The organism is Paenibacillus sp. OAE614 (genome assembly GCF_040546645.1).
Taxonomy (GTDB): domain Bacteria; phylum Bacillota; class Bacilli; order Paenibacillales; family Paenibacillaceae; genus Paenibacillus_AQ; species Paenibacillus_AQ favisporus.
In genome coordinates, this window is sequence record NZ_JBEPOD010000001.1 from 4,213,021 (window position 1) to 4,232,087 (window position 19,067).

17 protein-coding genes are annotated in these 19,067 nt (G+C 54.4%); 4 read left to right on the top strand and 13 right to left on the bottom strand.

Annotation, left to right across the window (positions count from 1 at the left end; genetic code table 11):
• Positions 1–87: 87 nt before the first annotated feature.
• The 5 genes from ABIE48_RS19310 to ABIE48_RS19330 all read right to left on the bottom strand — a co-directional run bounded on the left by ABIE48_RS19310 (position 88) and on the right by ABIE48_RS19330 (position 5,915).
• Complete coding sequence (locus tag ABIE48_RS19310) at positions 88–1,029, bottom strand: ArsR/SmtB family transcription factor (RefSeq protein WP_076170998.1); 942 nt, start codon at positions 1,027–1,029, stop codon at positions 88–90.
• Between the two features lie 434 nt (positions 1,030–1,463).
• Positions 1,464–2,435 (bottom strand): Gfo/Idh/MocA family protein, encoded by a 972-nt coding sequence (locus tag ABIE48_RS19315; RefSeq protein WP_192715574.1) that lies wholly within the window; start codon positions 2,433–2,435, stop codon positions 1,464–1,466.
• Positions 2,436–2,592: 157 nt separating this feature from the next.
• Complete coding sequence (locus tag ABIE48_RS19320) at positions 2,593–3,972, bottom strand: extracellular solute-binding protein (protein ID WP_076170990.1); 1,380 nt, start codon at positions 3,970–3,972, stop codon at positions 2,593–2,595.
• Between the two features lie 80 nt (positions 3,973–4,052).
• Entirely contained in the window at positions 4,053–4,919 is an 867-nt protein-coding gene (locus ABIE48_RS19325) for a carbohydrate ABC transporter permease (RefSeq protein ID WP_192715575.1), read from the bottom strand.
• Between the two features lie 66 nt (positions 4,920–4,985).
• Positions 4,986–5,915 carry a carbohydrate ABC transporter permease gene (locus ABIE48_RS19330; protein WP_076171734.1) on the bottom strand — a complete coding sequence of 310 codons (930 nt, stop codon included), beginning with the start codon at positions 5,913–5,915 and terminating at the stop codon, positions 4,986–4,988.
• Positions 5,916–6,137: 222 nt separating this feature from the next.
• Here ABIE48_RS19330 and ABIE48_RS19335 point away from each other — a divergent pair, with 222 nt between their 5' ends.
• Positions 6,138–7,040, top strand: coding sequence for a glucose 1-dehydrogenase (locus ABIE48_RS19335; protein WP_192715576.1), 903 nt, complete (start codon positions 6,138–6,140; stop codon positions 7,038–7,040).
• Positions 7,041–7,394: 354 nt separating this feature from the next.
• On the opposite strand, the gene hpaB is transcribed toward ABIE48_RS19335, so the two are convergent.
• Positions 7,395–8,888, bottom strand: a complete 1,494-nt coding sequence (gene hpaB, locus ABIE48_RS19340; RefSeq protein ID WP_354519511.1) for a 4-hydroxyphenylacetate 3-monooxygenase, oxygenase component — start codon at positions 8,886–8,888, stop codon at positions 7,395–7,397.
• Positions 8,889–9,136: 248 nt separating this feature from the next.
• Here hpaB and ABIE48_RS19345 point away from each other — a divergent pair, with 248 nt between their 5' ends.
• Entirely contained in the window at positions 9,137–9,886 is a 750-nt protein-coding gene (locus ABIE48_RS19345) for a GNAT family N-acetyltransferase (RefSeq protein ID WP_145024018.1), read from the top strand.
• An 84-nt stretch (positions 9,887–9,970) separates the two neighbouring features.
• Here ABIE48_RS19345 and ABIE48_RS19350 read toward each other — a convergent pair whose 3' ends face one another.
• On the bottom strand, positions 9,971–10,396 hold the full coding sequence (locus ABIE48_RS19350; RefSeq protein WP_145024016.1) for a hypothetical protein: 426 nt from the start codon (positions 10,394–10,396) through the stop codon (positions 9,971–9,973).
• Positions 10,397–10,535: 139 nt separating this feature from the next.
• Between ABIE48_RS19350 and ABIE48_RS19355 the strand changes: the two genes are divergently transcribed.
• Together ABIE48_RS19355 and ABIE48_RS19360 are read left to right on the top strand one after the other, a co-directional pair.
• Complete coding sequence (locus tag ABIE48_RS19355) at positions 10,536–11,399, top strand: class I SAM-dependent methyltransferase (RefSeq protein ID WP_145024014.1); 864 nt, start codon at positions 10,536–10,538, stop codon at positions 11,397–11,399.
• 3 nt (positions 11,400–11,402) lie between these two features.
• On the top strand, positions 11,403–12,134 hold the full coding sequence (locus tag ABIE48_RS19360; RefSeq protein WP_145024012.1) for an RluA family pseudouridine synthase: 732 nt from the start codon (positions 11,403–11,405) through the stop codon (positions 12,132–12,134).
• A 193-nt stretch (positions 12,135–12,327) separates the two neighbouring features.
• Here the strand turns inward: ABIE48_RS19360 and ABIE48_RS19365 are convergent, their stop codons facing one another.
• The 6 genes from ABIE48_RS19365 to gyrA all read right to left on the bottom strand — a co-directional run bounded on the left by ABIE48_RS19365 (position 12,328) and on the right by gyrA (position 19,059).
• Entirely contained in the window at positions 12,328–13,155 is an 828-nt protein-coding gene (locus ABIE48_RS19365; protein WP_354519514.1) for a class I SAM-dependent methyltransferase, read from the bottom strand.
• 225 nt (positions 13,156–13,380) lie between these two features.
• On the bottom strand, positions 13,381–14,031 hold the full coding sequence (gene bshB2, locus ABIE48_RS19370) for a bacillithiol biosynthesis deacetylase BshB2 (RefSeq protein ID WP_105442154.1): 651 nt from the start codon (positions 14,029–14,031) through the stop codon (positions 13,381–13,383).
• Positions 14,032–14,051: 20 nt separating this feature from the next.
• Positions 14,052–14,396, bottom strand: coding sequence for a YojF family protein (locus ABIE48_RS19375; RefSeq protein ID WP_192715577.1), 345 nt, complete (start codon positions 14,394–14,396; stop codon positions 14,052–14,054).
• 200 nt (positions 14,397–14,596) lie between these two features.
• Positions 14,597–15,817, bottom strand: a complete 1,221-nt coding sequence (locus tag ABIE48_RS19380; RefSeq protein ID WP_192715578.1) for an MFS transporter — start codon at positions 15,815–15,817, stop codon at positions 14,597–14,599.
• A 93-nt stretch (positions 15,818–15,910) separates the two neighbouring features.
• Positions 15,911–16,315 (bottom strand): MarR family winged helix-turn-helix transcriptional regulator, encoded by a 405-nt coding sequence (locus ABIE48_RS19385; protein WP_076170968.1) that lies wholly within the window; start codon positions 16,313–16,315, stop codon positions 15,911–15,913.
• A gap of 278 nt (positions 16,316–16,593) precedes the next feature.
• Positions 16,594–19,059, bottom strand: a complete 2,466-nt coding sequence (gene gyrA / locus ABIE48_RS19390; protein ID WP_145024008.1) for a DNA gyrase subunit A — start codon at positions 19,057–19,059, stop codon at positions 16,594–16,596.
• Between the last annotated feature and the right edge of the window lie 8 nt (positions 19,060–19,067).

Here is a 19,067-nt window from a genome sequence, read left to right on the forward strand (position 1 = left end):
TTAACCACGCTCTTCTCCCATAAAAATACACAAGCCCGGTGACAGAAACAAAAAAACCATTGTTACAAACTTGTTGTAACAATGGTTTTACGCTTCGTCCGTGAGGGGAACATATTGAATACGCATCTTGATGTCCTGCTCATAATCGCCGAACTGCCGCCCGAAGATGTTCACCCCGCCTTTATGGACCGCATTTGGATCCACGCCGATCCGCAGGCGCAAATTCGGACGCCCTTCCAGCTGAAGATCGTTGATGCCCACATCCGATACCTTTTTCATATCCAGCGTCGTTCGGTCCTCATCGACCCGCCACGTTTTCAAGAGGCCGTACTGCGTCGTCCAGTCGAGCCACCAGGAGGGGTTCAGCCTGCCGCGGCGGTCCCCGAAATCCCCCGGACTCGTCCACATCCCGATCTCAAGCCCGTTCACCCAGACCGATATGTCCGAGGGCCAATCGTTATCGAAATTGGGCGCTTCCGAGCAGATTTCCATGGACAGCTCAAGCGACTTGATTTTGACGTTTTGCGGAAGCTCCAGCGGCAAAATGTACTCCAAGTAACCTTTGCGGAACCAGATGATCTGCGCATCGATATGCTTCGGATGGTAGAAGCTCGCCGGCTCGTCTTCCCGGATGATCATTTCGGTGCCGCTCGCCATGCCGCAGGTCGGGTATACTTCGCAATCGCTGTACAATCCGATCGGAATTTCGACCTCATACACGCCGTAATTTTCCTTGGTCGATTGGATCGCCGGGTTGAGACTGATATGGATGTCATCATAACTGCGGGTGCATACCTTCATCGCCCCCCGGGCCGCGGGCAGAAGCTCCGTCGTCAGCAGCTTGGCAGCCTCCAAAATTTTGACGTTGTTCGCCACTGTCGACACCGGCAGCTTGAGTGCTTCCGAAATTTCGATGATATTCATGCTCCGCGTGTAGAGCAGTTTCAGCATATCCACCCTCGCCCGGGTGGACAATGCATGAGCAACCTGAACCAGCTGATCCGGCTCATTCACATTCAGATCCAACATGCTAATCCTTCCTTCTTGTTCCAGCTCTTTTTATGCCTAAGTTTGAGTTTACCTTGTTTGGGACAGCAGAAGCAAGATCTTCGCAAGAAAACAAGAATTAGGGAAAGCCGGGAATCCCGTTTCCTGATAGAGAGTGGAGCCTTCGATCCGGAATTTTTTTTCTTTTAGAAGGCGCTGTCCCCATCGTAATGATGATACAAATTGGCTTAACTGTGACTGTTTCCTTCATCGAATTGACGTATACAATCACTGAATCCAAAAAATCCAAATTGCTAGATCGAAAACGGTTTACCAGATTCTATTCTGGAATACTCCGTCATATCCTGATTATGGAAAAGGCGTGATTATGCACGGCATCGATATGTTTATGCACTCCTTACGGCTATCCGGATACGCAAAAAAGGAGCCCGCAGGCTCCTTCAGGGGCTCTATATTTACCCCCTCTTGGTTATGGTTACCGGCAACCCGCTTTGTGCCGATTCGTTGGCAGCCAGCGTCACTTCCAGCGTGTGCATCGCATCTTCATACGGAGCCAGAATCAAGCTCTGGTCACCCGTGGCAACGGCCCGCATGAAAGCGTCATCCTGGACTTTGTAGAAATCGGATTTGCCGCGAAGAATGATCGTCTCCTCCGGTTCCAGAATGGTAAGCGACGTCCCTTCGAGCGTCAATCTGAAATCCCTTCCAATGATCTCCAGGGAGGAACGGCTGTCCGGCTGGGGTAGAAAACCGGTGTCAATGTGACCGATTGCGCCCGAATCGAACACCAGGTTGACCGAAGCGGCATCCGGCGTCGTGATCCCGGGAACGTCTCTGTTCAGCAGCAGGGCCATGTCTGCACTGACCTTGTGGACTGTTCCGGCCAAGTACAGCATAAGATCCACATTATGGGTCGTCTGCTCTACCAGCTGTCCGCCCGATTTGGCATGATCCACCCACCAAGGGGTATCCGGCAACCCGCCGAACCTGTGGGCCCGCACCATGGCGATTTCTTTGCCGGCCAGGTACTGTTTCGCCTTCTGTACCAGCTCCATATACCTTAGGCAGTAGCCTGTGGCCGTCATGACACCCGCTTTCCGGATAAAATCCGCTTTTTGCCGTACAATGCCCATATCCAGACCCAGCGGCTTTTCCACCAGCAGATGAATGCCTCTTCCTGCCGCCTGCTCTTCAATATCACCATGGGCAAAAGGAGGGACGCACACAAAGAGCGCATCCAGCTGCTCGTTCGCCAGCATCCGCCGGATATCCGTATAGGCGACACCACCATACCGTTTTACGGCTTGTTCCGCCTGCTTCGCGGAAATATCGCACACGGCGACCAGCTCTGCCTGATCATGATCGTCAATATGCTTCAAATGCTCGGAGGCGATACCGCCTGCCCCGACCAAACCAACACGAACCATCATGGGACCTCCTTACATACTGTTTTTCAAACACACGCAATGGGATCATTTGCTCCTGCCGCTAGGCAGCTATACAATTTCGAATATCGTCCTTGCGTCTCCTTGTAAAAAGGAAGTGCAAAGGCCCCGTGAAGGGCCCTGCACTCGCTTTAACCTGTCACTTCAAATTGGCGGACCATTTCTCCGCGCGGTCCTGCAGTTCGTCCAGGAACTGCTGGATGTCCGGTGCGTTGCCGGAAGCCGCCTTGCTGATAAAGCCGTTGACGGCCGGGACGATGTCGCTCATATAGAACGGATTTGCTTCGTCCATCAGCTCGGAGTGCCCGACATTGGCGATGTCCAGCGCCTTTTTCACATATTTGTCTTCCGGCTTCACAAAATCGGCCTGCTTGATCGTCGGTGTCATCGCGAAGTTCTCATACGTATATTTTTGCGTCATCGGGCTGGTCAGGAATTTGAGAACTTCCCAGGAAGCTTTCACGTCCTTGGCGTTCTTCGCCATGACGAACGGATCCACGGCCACCCAGCCTTCGCCTTTCGGACCCATATTCATCACCGGCTCGAACCGGTCCAGCAAATCCTTGTTATTGTTTGCGATAAATTCGTTCATCGTCGCGCCGCCGGTGCTGTCCAGCGCAATCGCGATGTTATTTTTCTCAAGCCCGAAGTTTTCCGCTCCCTGGGCTGTGATAAAGCCGGCCGGCGGCAGCTTTGCGGCTTCCTTCAGCCATTCCATGACCTTGACCATTTCCGGGGTGTTCAGATGCCATTTGATCGACTTTACGTCTTTCAGCGAGCCTTCGGCCCCTTTCGCTCCGAAAGCCAGGGTCAGCGCCACAAAAGTGGAGCCGTTCAGCGAGTTGCCCGACCAGTATACGCCGTAGTTCTGCTCGCCGGTTTTCGGATTTTTGCCGGTCATCTTTTTGGCTTTTTCCAATATTTCTTCCGGGGTCGCTTTCTCCGTCAAGCCTTCGACGCCCCAGTCGCTGAACAGCTTTTTGTCGTAGATCGTCATGCGGCGGCCCAGCACGGCAGGAATTCCGAACTGCTTGGATCCGTCCGGCGACTTGGTGCTGTAGGAATTGTTCATGATGCCGTCCAGGTAAATGCCGGGATCAAACGATGTGTCTTCTTTGATCAGGTCGTCCAGATCACGCAGCAGTCCGTCCTGATACCATTGGGAGGCAAAAGCTCCCCCGGTGTACAGCACGTCGGCATCCCCCGACATGAGCATCGCCGTTTGCTTGGCCTTTACGTTCTCCCAAGGAATTTGGTATAGCTCGACCTTGATATTCGGGTACATTTTCTTGAACGTCTTATCCATGTACTCGGTCAGCCCGATCGTCGGATTGCCCGTCTGCGCGTTGATGCCGTTGTCGAGCTGCCATCCGGCCAGCGCCACCCGGACGGTTCCTTTCATGTCGGAGACTTGCTTGATTTCCACGCCGCCGGTCACGTCCTTGCCTGACCCTTCAGAGCAGGCTGCCAGCGTGAATACGAGCGTGCAGGACAGCAGGAGCAGAAGCCATTTTTTCATGCATGTTCCCCCTTTTCATAGTCAGTGTGTTCGCAATCATCATAGGTGCCGTGCGGCCCCAAGGCCGCGCTTCGCCGGGTTTACTGCTTGATCCCGGACAAAGCAATGCTTTCGATAATGTAACGCTGCAAAAACATATATACGACGACGACAGGAATGAGACTGACCGCCGTTGCAGCCATAATGATCGAGGGCTGTTGGTTGATGCCGTTGTTATAGGTAAACATCGCCAGGCCGATCTGGATCGTATATTTGGCAGCGTTCTTCAGCACCAGCAGCGGCCACAGCATTTCGTTCCACACGCCCAGGAACAGGAGGATGATCATGGTGGCGACAATCGGCGTGCAGAGCGGCAAATACACCCGGCCGAACACGGTGAACTCCCCTGCGCCGTCGAGAATGGCGGCTTCGCGCAGACTGGATGGCAGCTGGTCGATGAAGGCTTTGGCCAAAAACGTGCCGAAGGCATAGTTAAGTGCCGGTAAATAAAAAGCCAGATAATTGTCCAGAAGCCCCAGCTTGCTGAAGAGCAGGTACTGCGGAATCATGGTCATTTCAAACGGAATCATCATCGTACTCAGCGCCAGCAGAAGCACCAGGCTCGCCCCTTTGAACCGCAGCTTGGAGAGGGCATAACCGGACAGCAGCGCGGACAGGGAGCTGACAACGATGACGCCTGCGCTGACGATGATGGAATTGATGATATAGCGGAACATTTTAATGTTCGTAAAGGCCACTTCATACGTGCGTATGGACGGCTCTTCCGGCCAAATTTTCGGCGGAAACGTAATGTTCAGCCGGGCCCCCCAGTCAAAGCTGGTCACGAGCATCCACAGGAATGGCACGATCATAATAAAGGAGCCGAGAAACAGCACGATGGCGAGAATCCACTGACTGACAGGAGTTTTTTTGCGGCGCAGCGCCTTGGAATCGGCCGTTTGGATCATGGCGGGACCTCCTTTGCTTAAGTATCATGTAGTTCTAAATTGATAGTCGGTATTGGCCCTAGTGCGTCAGTCGAGGCTGTCTTTGCGGCGGTTCAACAGCATCATGACTGCGGTCAGCACCAAAATGATGATGAACAGCAGATAAGAAGCGGCTGTGGCCAGACCCATTTGCGATGCCAAAAATGCGTTCCGGTATATGTACAGGACCACCGTCATCAGGCTTCCGCCCGGATTGCCCGCCGTACCGCCGATCAGCCACACGTCAGTGAACCGCTTCATGCCGCCGATCGTGCCCATAATGAGCATAAAGACGAAGATCGGACGTAAATAAGGGATGGTGATATGGAGCCATTTCTTGTACCCGCCCGCCCCATCGACTTCAGCGGCTTCATACAGGTCGCGTGGCACGCTTTGCAGGCCAGCCAGAAAAATGATCGTGTTGTAGCCAAGCGCCCCCCACAGGCTCATCAGCACGATGCTGTAGCGCGACACCTCCGGATTCGTAAACCAGCCGATGGGATGGTGAACCCCGAACCAGCTCAGCACAAAGTTTAGCAGCCCTTCTTTCGATGGGAAAAACAGAAACGAGAACAGGAGACTGGTCGCTACCGCCGATACGACGTTCGGCAGAAAGTAGACGGCCTTAAAAAAGTTTTTGCCGAAGTTCCATTTGAGATTGTTGATCAGGCTCGCCAGTACAAAGGATAATACGATGCCGAGCACCACGGACAAGACGCCCATCAAAAACGTATTTGTAAGCGCTTGCCAGAAAACAGGATCCTCCAGTGCATACCGGTAATTGCTGAGCCCCACCCACTTTCCGTTCAGCGACAGGCCCGACGTCTGGTGAAAGCTGATAAACAATGCGGCAAACATCGGATAGATGGCAAATGCGAGCACGCCGATAATTAATGGGGCGCTGAACAAATAGCCGGTCCAATCATTGCGCGTGAACCATCTTTTTCGTTTGGGTGTCATTCTCTTGTCAGCATTCATCTCATTGCTTACTATCAATCGGCCCTCCTCCTTCCAAAAGGATCCCTAATGCCAACAACATGCGTCATCATTGGGTGATCATCAGCTTTGGTACATATTTATGTCCGGGACAGCCGTTTATGTTCGTTTGTTATTTCGATGTAAGACTTAAAAATAACTGGCACACTCGCCCATCCCGTGAATAGACTGTGTACCATCAAAAGCTTAAGGAAGGATTGGCCGATGAACTATCCGTATGCTAAATATGGCGTCATTCACCAGTGCAAGGACATTCCGGTGGCTTTTCCGCCGGATCAGCACCAGCACGGGCAGCCGGGGATTGAATATGTGATGAACCCGCTACCTGTATCTGAAAACCCGAACTATGTCGGAACCGGAAAATTAAAGGACAAAGTGGCGATCATCACCGGTGGGGACAGCGGCATCGGCCGTGCGGTTGCCATCGCTTTTGCCAAGGAAGGCGCCGACCTTGTGATCGTATATCTTAATGAGCACAGGGATGCTCAGGACACGGAGCGGCGAATCCGCCAGCTCGGCAGAAAATGTCTACTGCTTCCCGTTGACGTGCGGTCGCCGGGTTTCGCTTCGCAAATCGTGGACCGTACCCTCCGGACATACGGAAAAATCGATATTCTTATCAACAATGCCGCAATCCAGTTCGTCCGGGAGTCCTTGCTGGACATATCCGAGGAACAGCTGCGCAATATTTTTGAGGTGAATATCCTTTCTTTCATTCTGCTGACCAAGGCGGTCCTCCCCCACCTTCGTCCGGGAAGCAGCATCGTGAACACCGCTTCCGTAAACGCCTATGTTGGCCATGACAAGCTGATGGACTATTCCTCGACCAAAGGGGCGATCGTCAGCTTCAGCCGTGCACTCGCCCGTAACCTGGCCAGTCAATCCATTCGAGTGAACACGATCGCTCCGGGGCCTGTATGGACGCCGCTTATTCCTGCAACGATGACGCCAGAGATGGTCGCCACCTTCGGCCGCAATGTGCCGCTGGGGCGTGCCGCCCAGCCTTACGAGCTGGCACCAGCGTACGTTCTCCTTGCTTCGGACGACGGGTCATATATCACCGGACAGACGATCCACATCAACGGAGGGCAAATGGTTACTGATTAGTGCTGAGGCAGAACCGCAAAGCGGCGGTGCTTTAGCATCGATGCAAATTCGATCTTTACGGGTCGGAGGAGCCGGGTCAGAATCGTTAAGCGGTTTGCAGGCAAAAAAAAGAGAGCTGGAATATAGCTCTCTTTTTTGCAGCTTATGATTTTCCTTTTCCGCTGACAAGTCCAATGATCATGACGACAAGTGCCAATAAAGCGATCAGCTGATCGATCGTCATCGCCGCCCGCCTCCTCTGTGCAAGGATGGCTCTTCCCAGGCGGCTTCTCTCTCCCGTGCTGCTTGCGTACGTTCCCCATTACAGATATATGAGTGGGCCGGGTGGAATATGACCGATCCATAGAACGGTGATTACAAATCCCGCAGAAATTGCTGAACCCGCTCCTTGTACATCTCCTTATCCAAATAGCCTTGAAACAGCCTGTTGCTGGTTACCTGCTGTCCCCCGAAGAAAAAGCGTTCATAGAGCTGCTGCCGCCCGCCGAAACCGCTGCTGCTCAGCTCCCAGGCCAGCCGGAACAGCGCAGTCTTATCCCGGGCGTCCATGCTGCTGCCTTTGAGATAAGTCGATAAATAGGGAGCAATCCCGGATGCCTCAAAATCCTGCTCCGACGGAATCATAATGACGCTGCTGGACCCGAGCAGCTGGATAATTTCCATCATCCTCGCATACATTTGGGGATAGATGACGGTAGCGGACCAGAGCGGCTTATAGTCGGGCAGCATGCTTCCCCACCGGTCCACCTTTGCTCCCGCTTCGGAGGCGAGCAGCAGCGCCTTGAGCGACTCCAGATTTACGATCACCTCTGTCACTTGTTCGGTGACCACGCTTCCGGTTCTTTCCAGTGCATCGGCGATGGACAAAATGATTCCAAGTACAAACTCGGTCTTCGCCACGTATCGGCAGCAAACCTGGTGCGCTGCATGCACGTGAAAGCCGCTCTGTGCAAAGAAGCGTATGGACAGGCTGTCGTTGCCAAGAATGAATATACGCTCCCAAGGAACGAGCACGTGATCGAAAATGACGAGAGTGTCCATTTCCTCAAATCGCGAGCTAAGGGGATAATCGTAAGCCGAATCGCCGCCGACCAGGCTTTCCCGGCTTATCCACTTCATACCCGGAAGGTTGTTCGGGACGGCAAAAACAAAAGTTTCGGGGTTGTCTTCCTCCTGAAACATGAACGATGCCGGCGGATACACGAGTATTTCATCAGCTGTGACGCCCTGCGTCGCCAGCAGAAACGCGCCTGACACGATGACGCCTTCTGTCGTCTGGTCGACGATGCGCGCCGCGGTATTGACGATCGTCCCGTCATCAAGCATTTCGGCGGTACGGCTCGCCGCCGGCTGCACGAAGGCGTGGGACAGCGTAATGTCATGCTCTAAGCAGTACCGGTAGTAATTCCGCATCTTGTCTGCATATTTCTCGTCCGCTTCAGCCAGCAGCTCCGAGGCGGCAGCGTAGGCCATAACTGCCGTGTTCATATAATCCGGCGATCTGCCGAGCAGGCCGAAATGCCGCTCTCCCCACAGCGTCATCGCTCTCCTGCGTCTGGCCAAATCTTCTTTCGTCTTCGGCTGTAAGTACGATAAGCCTGCCGGCTCCCCGGTTTCCGGAGACGTGTATGTCAGGAGCGGTGCATACTCCTCCGAAGTCTGCATATCGTACAGTGACGCCTGAGTGCTTATTAGACCGCGGAAAGCCGGATGATCGGACAACTTTCCTTGGATTTGCTTACCCCGAAGCCAAACCTCCGGCTTTGCCTTATCGATCCGTTCCATATACTCCTTACCGCTTTTTACCGGCATACGGATGGCTCCCTTCCCTAGGAATGTTACATTCATCCTATTCCGCTCCGCTGTATGAAGTGAGGTATGACCGCCTAATCATGAAGGCTCTGCATGAACAAAAAAACCTTGCATAAAGTGCAATTCACTCTCTTTAACGCCAAATAGGAACATGATATGATAGCAGAAAATAACGAATATGGGGGAAGCAGACTATTCTTAATCCAAGTCAACTAGGCGATATCTCCGCTCTGCAGGAGCTGTGCGAGCGGGCCGATGCCATCACTCTGAAATTAAACTGGAGCATGCTGAAGTCACGTCCCGCGGACGCAAAGCTGGACTTTTTTCATTATTCCGGCGATATGCTGACCGGTTTTCTCGCCTTGTATCCGCTCGGCGGCGGTCTCGAGGTATGCGGTATGGTACATCCGGAATACCGGCGTCAGGGAATATTTACGAATCTATGGAAGGACGCCATCCACTCGGCTAACGTTTCAGCCTATAAGACCGTCCTTCTGAATACCCCGGCTTCCTCTTCCAGCGGCATAGGCTTCATCGATTCCCAAGGAGGGGTGTTCTGCCATTCGGAGTATCAAATGAAATGGCATGACAACGGCCAAACTGTCACGGAAGCGGACCCGTCGGTCCGGCTGCGAAGCGCGGAGCTTGCCGACATGGAGGACATCATCGCCATCGATCAGGAAGGATTCGAGATGAGCCGGGAGGAATCAGCCGAAATCTACTCATCGCTGCTGCAGGAAACGGGAACCCGGCCGCTCATCATTAAACGGGATGGGGTTACCGTCGGCAAGGTATCTCTTGAAGATACAGGATCCGATACGTGGATCTACGGCTTTGCGGTGAAAGCATCTGTTCGGGGTCAGGGGATCGGCCGCAGCACACTGATGCTCATCGTATCCGAAGCGATAGCACGTGAGCGGGACATATGGCTGGAGGTGGCGGTTCAGAACCCCAATGCGCTCCGGCTATATGAGTCCTGCGGCTTCAAAGTGATGAGACAGCAGGACTACTACGAGTACATGGCGTCCCAATAATCGCCACAAGAAAAACCGGCTGCGCTTGGCATGTCCAAGGCGCAGCCGGTTTATTGCGTTGTGCGGGGCGGAGTAGGCGCGGTTTTACACCCGCTCCGCATTCAGCTTGGCTTCAATCGATAGAACGGCCTGGAATTCATAGACCAGCGCCCCGTTATCCGCTACCCGTAAATGGACCTGTCCTTTGCGGCGCATCGCTTCCAGCGCCTCGCCGGCCTGCTCCATACTGAGCGTCGTATTCAAAGCAACGTCCGCTGCGGTCAGCAGGTTCTCCTGCTCCGCAGCCAGGTGGAGAATGCTCTTCTCCATCTCGGGGGTGATCTCCATCCATGCTCTCGCTTTTTTCGTTTTCGTGCGCAGTATAAGTCCGATTCCAAGCGGAAGCACGGCGAAGACAAGGAAGCCAAACCAATCCTTCGTGCCGCCCTGGACCGCCAGATTGACATAAAGAATGCCGCAAAACAAGCCAAACAAAGTGAGAATCCACGATATTTTCCGTCTGCTGCTCACCGGCAAGTCCTCCTTTCGCGAGGGGTTATCTTTATTATACCTTTACCCGCACCGAGTATGAAGAAAGTGCATTGTATGTACGAAATGTTGTACAATATAAGCTAAATGAAATTAAAGAACAGAAGGATGGAATGCATTCATGTATGTAGCACGCGATTGGCAGGATTATGAATTGATTGATACCGGGGACGGGGAAAAGCTGGAGCGTTGGGGAGACGTCATTCTCCGCAGACCCGACCCGCAGATTATATGGCCGCTCACTAACGAAACGGGGCAGTGGCGCCAAGTTCACGGGCATTACCACCGAAGCTCTTCGGGCGGCGGCCAATGGGACATGAAAAAGCCTATCCCCGACCGCTGGACCATTTCCTACGACAAGCTGAAGTTCCATATCCGCCCTACCAACTTTAAGCATACCGGTTTGTTCCCCGAGCAAGCAGCCAACTGGCGCTGGATGATGGACAAGATTGCCGGGGCGGGCCGGCCGATCCAGGTGCTGAACCTGTTCGCCTATACCGGCGGAGCCAGCGTGGCGGCAGCTTCCGCAGGCGCCCATGTCGTCCATGTCGACGCCGCAAAAGGCATGGTTCAATGGGCCAAGGAGAACCTGCAGCTGTCCGGCCTCGGGGACCGTCCGGTCCGTTTCATAACGGATGACGTGTTCAAATTCGTGCAGCGCGAACAGCGCCGCGGCAATAAATATGATGCGATCATCATGGACCCGCCATCCTACGGGCGTGGACCCGGCGGGGAAATGTGGAAGCTGGAGCAGAGCCTCTATCCCTTCGTCGAGAGCTGTATGAGCATCATGTCGGACAACCCACTGTTTATGCTCATTAATTCGTATACGACCGGTATTTCGCCGACCGTACTGCATAACATCCTGTCCATGACGGCAGCCCGCCGGTTTGGAGGAAGCATTTCCTGCGGCGAGCTCGGACTGCCGATTACCGCCTCCGGACTGAATCTGCCGTGCGGTATTTTGGGAAGATGGGAGTCTTAAACCATGAGCAGAGCCGATGGTCAGGACGTCCGCATTCCGATTTTGTATGAGGACAATCATTTATTAGGCATCGTGAAGCCGGTCAACGTGCCTACGCAGGAAGATGCCTCCGGGGACGCCGATCTGGTCAGCCTGCTCAAGGAGGACATCAAGATCCGGTATAACAAGCCCGGCAACGTATTTGTCGGCCTGGTGCATCGGCTGGATCGCCCCGTCGGCGGGGCGATGGTGTTTGCCAAGACATCCAAGGCCGCCTCTCGGCTGTCGGAAACGGTACGCTCCCGCAAGTTCCGCAAAGTTTACGCGGCCGTCGTACACGGGCGGCTGCCTGCGCCGACAGGAAGCCTGAAAGACTTCCTGCTCAAGGATGCCAAGACCAATACCGTGTCTGTGGTGAAGCCAGGAACAACCGGCGCGAAGGAAGCGCTGCTGGATTACGAAGTGATCGCAGAGGCGGACCGCTATAGCTTGGTCAAGGTGGAGCTCCATACCGGCCGGTCCCATCAGATTCGGGTTCAGATGAGCCATGCCGGCTGTCCGCTCTATGGCGACCAGAAATACGGCAATGGGATAAATAAGCCGGGGCAGCAGATCGCCCTGTGGTCTGTCATCGTCGGCGTCCCTCATCCCATCACAAAGGAAGAGATCGTTCTTGCCTCACTTCCGCCTGCCGAGCATCCCTGGAATTTGTGGCCGGAAGCGACCCTGAACGCTTTGACGGACAAGGAATCATAATTTATCCCGCCCGGCGGCTGCAATCGGCCGCAAACAATATAAAAGCCGGAGAGCCCTGCATACGCAGGCTCTCCGGCTTTTTTATGATTTTAATAAGAATTAGTTCTGCGGAACTGACAAAAGACGGTAACGATCCAACTTCGGCATTATTCCGGCATCCAACGACCGTCTCGTTCCGCCATTCTTTTTCCCGTCAGCTTCTTGTCAGCACCAGCATTGAGGCAGCCCCCCGTTGGAACTCGTAGTCCGACGGCCGTTCCTCGGCTGACCATCCGTTTCCGGCGGCGAACGTCAGCAGCTTCTCCATGTCCTTGTACCTGCGGCTGCTCTGGTCCACCAGCGGAAAAATCCGGATTTCCTCCTTCGTCACCCGCATCAGCTCAGCCACCGTCTGCTCATGAAACGCGTAATCCAGCTTGTCGCTGTACATAAACAAAAAATGCGCCGACAGCGTCATGTCAAACTGCCGGTCTGCAAACGGCAGCACCGGCAAAACGGCCGCCACATATCGCTCAGGATGCTGCTCCATATCCTCGACCGTGGCGGTCAAGGCCTTTGTACGCTCACTGCGGAGCCCCTCGGGACCACCGAATTCGTCCCACCGGTACTGATCGCCTAGGCTCTCCACATGCTGCACCGCATGTCCGATATCGAGCCTTCCCTTCGCTTCAAGTGCAGCAGGGTCAAACTGATAGGCTATATCCGCAGCAACGGCTTCAATGCCGATCTGCCTCGCTTTAGCCGTAAACGAGCATGCCCCGCCGGGGCAGTCCAGGACGGTTCGTCCCTCCAAGTCCCCGGGCTTCAAATTAAACATCCGCAAATATTCGTCATAGGTTCTTCCGATGAAGACGATCCGCTCCAGCCGGATGTCCCCCGCATCTTCTTCGGAAAGGCTAGTCTGATCACAGCTTGGCTCCTCACCGGCCTGCCCTCTGCTTGTCGGCCCTGCTCCGGTACCTTTTTCTGCGGTACGCTCCTTCTCGTCAATCTCTGCTCTTCTCAACTCTTCTCGGCTCATCTCCAAGGCCACACACCTTTCTGCTCACATGTTTAATCCCAAACAGGATTTCACAAATTGTATCCGCCGGAGCCCCATGTTGTCAATATGACCCATTGGTGCCAAGACGCGCCGGATGTGCTTTCGCTCCAAGAGCCGACTTACTGCTTCGATAATGCTGCACAAAAAAGACGGGCGCTGCAGTGATGGCAGCAGCCCGTCCGGCTTGTCTTCGAATCCATGCTATTATTCAAAATGATAAGTCCAGAACCGCTCTTGGCTGAAGCGCTCCAGCACTGCTTTATCCAGCTCCGACTGTCCGCTCGTCTCCCAGCGGAACTGCGACTGATGTGCGCGGATCGAGGCAAACTTCTGCGGCAAATAATCGCGCACATCCACGAGGACATCCGGTTTGCCAAGGATCTTCTCGCACCCGTTGGAGAATGCCAGGCAGTGCACTTTCGGCCGCTCCTTCTTCGGCATGGCCGTCACGGTCCGGATAACCGCGGCTCCGGTCGCGTCATGGTCCGGGTGAACGGCGTAACCCGGGTAGAACGTGATGATCAGCGACGGCTTCACTTCGTCAATCAGCGCGCGCAGGCGGCTGGTGAGCATCTCCTGATCCTCAAACTCCACCGTCTTGTCATGCAGACCCATGAGGCGAAGATCCTGGATGCCGATCGCCCGGCAGGACTCCTCCAGCTCCTTCCGGCGCAGCTCGGGAAGCGTCACGCGGTTCGCCAAGATGGGATTGCCCATGTTGCGGGCCATTTCCCCCAGGGTTAAACAGGCGTACGTCACCTGGGTTCCGGCCTGGATATGCTTAGCCAGCGTCCCCGACGTGCCGAACGACTCATCATCGGGGTGGGGAAACACCACAAGGATATGTTTTTCCATATGTCTAACCTTCTCTCTCGTTAAAATGGTTGGCGGCTCAGCTGAAGCGCCACGACGAGCTTGCCGTCGCTGTCATGTCCGGCCATGATCAGCCGATCCGTTTCCGTTTCTTCAAAATGGGTCAAGCCTTGGGAATAAACCCAACCCTGCTCCATCTTGAGGCCGACCCGGTAAGGGCCAAAGCCGGCGATGGAGCCCTGCGAATATCGGACGACGCCGTTATGGATAAACGTCGATGCGGTAAATTTGGATGAATCGTTGTGTGAAGCGTAAGCACCCGTTGTCATTTCAAGGTGTATATAAAGGTCCTGGTTTTTCAGTAAATCTAGCATCTCCTGGACCATGCCGGGATTGATCAGCTGCATATTCCTTCCCCCATTCTGATAGCGTCTAACTGCAACAATATTTATTATAATTCAAAACAACCGGAAATCACAATCAAACCCGTAGATTTAGTCATCTTGGGCGGAAGAACGGGCGTGGCAAAGTTCATAGATATGCATGACGAAAAAGGAAAGAAGCTGCCCGGGACAGCTTCTTCAACACATGACGTATTTATTGCCGTTTAATCGGCCAGTTCCTTGCCTTTGGTTTCCTTACCGAGAAGCAGCACTCCGATTGCACCGATCAGCACTATGACAAAAAACATGCCGAAAATGGTATCGATGCTGATGCCCTTGCCAACCATCACGCCTACGAGCAGCGGGGCAATGACGCCGCCGACCCGGCCGACCGAGGTGGCCAGCCCCACGCCGGTGGACCGCACCCGGGTCGGGTACAGCTCCGGCGTATAGGCATACATGCCGCCCCAGGCACCGAGGTTAAAGAAGGACAAGCAGATGCCCGCGGCAATCAGCATGCCTTCTGTATCTGCATAACCGAACCACAGCGCACTCAGCGCCGTCAGCGTCAAATAAGTAACCATAACGAACTTGCGTCCGAACTTCTCGATGAAGTAAGCCGCGGTAAAATAACCAGGCAGCTGGGCAATCGTCATGATCAGCACGTATTCAAAACTTTTGACCAAACTGAAGCCTTTGAGAACCATGACCGACGGCAGCCACAAAAACATGCCGTAATAGGAAAACACGACGGTAAACCACAGAATCCAAAGCATCAGCGTGGAGCGGCTGTGCTCTTTAGCCCAAATCGATTTGAATTTGGTCCCGAAGGACAGCTTCGAGACGCTTGCCTGCTGTTCCTTGAAACGCGGCGCATCTTCGATGGATTTGCGTAAATATATGGCATATAGCGCAGGTAATGCCCCGATGACAAACGCAATCTGCCATCCGTACTTCGGAATAACGAAGTACGACACCAGCGCAGCGACCAGCCATCCTCCCGCCCAGAAGCTCTCCAGCAGGACGACGGCTTTGCCGCGGTCGCGTGCCGGCATCGACTCCGAGACGAGCGTTGAAGCCACTGGCAGCTCGCCGCCAAGACCGATGCCGGTAATAAACCGCAGCAGGCACAGCACGGCAAAGCTTGCGGCCAACGCGGACAAGCCGCTCGCCACCGAAAAAATGAGAAGGGTCCACAGCAGGATCGTCTTGCGTCCGAACCGGTCGGCCATATAACCGGCAGCAGCCGCTCCGATTACCATGCCGACGGAGTTCATGCTGGTCAGGACCCCGACCTGCTGCGGTGACAGCTTCCATTCGGCCGTTAATGCCGTAACAATAAACGATATGATGCCGACATCCATAGCGTCGAACAACCAGCTGAAGCCGGCGCTAAAGAGCAGCTTTCTTTGCTTGGGGTGCCGCAAAAGCTCTAACTTACTCATCCATGATGACTCCTCTTGAAGAAATAATAGGGGTACAAGCATCGTTATCCATACGATGCCCTAAACGGCGCCTTCCAACACGCCTGGCCCGGTTTAGGCCGTGATTTTGCCCAATAGATACACCAGCAGCTGCTGGTTGTGAAGCGAGATTCGGCTCAGCACGCCGGACAGGAACGCATCGCGGATCTGCAGACCGCGGAGCACTTCGTTCTTGCCCTTTTCCGAAATGGACACCCATACGATCCGCCGGTCGTTCAAATCCCGCTCACGCTGGATCAGCCCGTTCTTCTCCATGCGGTCCAGCAGCATGGTGACCGCGGCAGGGCTTGTCGCCAGCAGCGGGGTCAAATCCGAAGGCTTCATCCGTTCCTGATCGCTCAGCACTTCCAGTACGGTTAGCTGAGACTCTGTCAGGGCCGGAGCGAGCTCGTTTTCCATATGTAATTTGTAATCTTTGCTTAGTTTAGACCACATTTTCGCAAATTCGGAAGTCTGCACTGTATATCCTTCCTTTCGCTCAGTATCTTATAATCGCCATGATTTACATGATTAAGTTTCGCGCAATTTAAAGCAATTCCTTCTTCACCATGAAAAATTTCTTTGCTTGGTTCGTGAAAACTGTGTAAATTTACAGGAAAAACAAACCCTATAATACGGCTCCGATGGCCTTCCCGTGCCCATTTAGCACCTTTTCGGGGAGCCACGAAATTTTTTAAAATTTTCGGTTAAAAACAAAGGGCATCCCGCAGCCCGGGATGCCCTTTCAGCTATTGATTTTATGATTTGGACTCCGTCCGGCTCGGCTCGGAGCCGGTCACGAGCAAATCAACAATCTCGTCCTTTTTCTCCACATGCACGAGCAGCTTGCCGATTGATTTCCGCTCGGCGAGCGGCGCCTGCTCCGAATTAAAGCTGAAGCTTTGACCGGCCTGGGTCATGGCCGTGATCTCGAGCGGCTCGCGGCAATAAAACGCTCCCGCGATGCGGGTTCCGTTCGGCTTCACCCGCTTGCCTTCCTTGAACTCGAACGTAGCCAGTCCCTTGCCGCCGCGGCTCTGTGGCAGATAGTCCGCCAGCAGCGTCCGTTTGCCGTAGCCCAGATCCGTCAGGGTGAGAATTTCGCCCTCGTCCTCTTCTACCCACAGGGCGGATACGACCTCATCGCCTTCCTTGAGCTGAATTCCGCGCACCCCGGCGGATACGCGGCCCATCGCATTAACCTCCTGCTCCTTGAAGCGGATGCTCATGCCGTCCCTGCTGACCAGCAAAATGTCTTTGTCGTTATTGCTCATCGTTACCGACAGGACCGCATCGTCGCTGCCGACTTTGCAAGCGGCAACCGCGCTGGAGCGGTTGGTCATGTATTCTTTCAGCTCCGTCCGCTTCACTTGGCCCTTGCGGGTCACGAAGACGAGCGATTTATCCGGCTGATCAAAATTGTTGACAGGGATGGCCCCGACGATCTCGTCTTCCTTCGCCAGGTTGATGACGTTGACGATCGCCGTTCCCGGGTCCTTCCACTTGAACTCCGGCACCTGATGCACCGGCAGCAGGAAGAACTGGCCACGCTGCGTAAAGATCAGCAAATTATCCAGCGTGTTGACCTCAAGCACCCTGTTGACATAATCGCCTTCCTTCACCCCGGAGCTGTCCAGCTCCCCGCCGGAACGCGTAAACGACAGCATGCTCGTCCGCTTGATGTATCCATCGTTGGACAGAGTTACGAGCACATCCTCCGAGCTGACCATGACTTCCAGGTTGACCTTGATTTCCTCAACCTCGCCCTGGATCGAAGAGCGCCGGTCCACGCCGTACTTGTCGCGGATTTCGAGCAGCTCCTTGCGGATCAGCGCGATCAGCTTCTTGTCGCTCTCCAGAATCGCCTGGTACTGGGCGATCTTCTTATGCAGCTCGTCCAGCTCCTTCTGCAGCGTCGTGATCTCCAGGTTGGTCAGACGGTACAGCTGCAGGGTCAGAATCGCATCGGCCTGACGATCCGTAAACCCGAACATCCACTGCAGGTTGTTCTGCGCATCCTGACGGTTGCTGGAAGCCTTGATCGCCGCGATGACTTCGTCCAGAATGTTCAGCGCCTTGACAAGACCTTCCAGCACATGGGCTCTGGCCTCCGCCTTCTCGAGGTCAAACTGCGTCCGGTACGTCACGACCTCGCGCTGATGCTCGATGTAGGCCTGCAGCATCGCTTTCAGTCCGAGCTGCTGCGGCGCTTTGTTGACGATGGAGACCATGTTGAAGTTGTACGTCACTTGCAAATCGGTCTTCTTAAGCAGATACGCCAGAATGCCCTGGGCATCCGCTTCCTTCTTGATTTCGACAACGATGCGCAATCCTTCGCGGCCGCTTTCGTCACGAACCTCCGAAATTCCCTCGATTTTTTTCTCGAGTCGAATATTCTCCATTTGTGTCACCAGACGCGATTTGACGACCTGGTACGGAATTTCGGTAATGACGATTTGCTGCTTGCCGCCGCGCAAAAACTCGATGTCCGCTTTAGACCGGAGGTAAATCCGTCCCTTGCCCGTCTGGTACGCTTCCTTGATGCCGTCTCCGCCCATGATCAGGCCGCCCGTCGGAAAGTCCGGACCTTTGATAAAGGTCATAATCTCGTCCAGTTCGATTTCCGGCTTCTGCATGACGGCGATGCATGCGTCGATCACCTCGCGCAGGTTGTGCGGCGGAATCTCGGTTGCAAAACCCGCGGAAATGCCGCTGACCCCGTTGACCAGCAGATTCGGATACCTAGAGGGAAGAACGACCGGCTCCTTGGCGGTATTATCAAAGTTGTCCTTGAACTGTACGGTGCGCTTCTCAATATCCCGCAGCAGCTCCATGGCGATCGGCGACAGGCGCGCTTCCGTGTAACGCATCGCTGCGGCCGGGTCATCGTCAATCGAACCCCAGTTGCCGTGACCGTCCACCAGCACATGCCCCATCTTCCAAGGCTGGGCCATCCGGACCATGCCGTCATAAATCGACGCATCCCCGTGGGGATGATAGTTGCCCATGACGTCCCCGACGGTTTTGGCGGATTTGCGGTAAGGTTTATCCGGTGTGTTGCCCGAATCGTACATTGCATACAGAATCCGGCGCTGAACAGGCTTCAGGCCGTCCCGTACGTCGGGAATGGCCCGGTCCTGAATAATATATTTGGAGTACCGGCCAAAGCGGTCGCCGACGACCTCCTCCAGAAAGGCCGGCAAAAATTGTTCCGATAAGCTCATCCATTCAC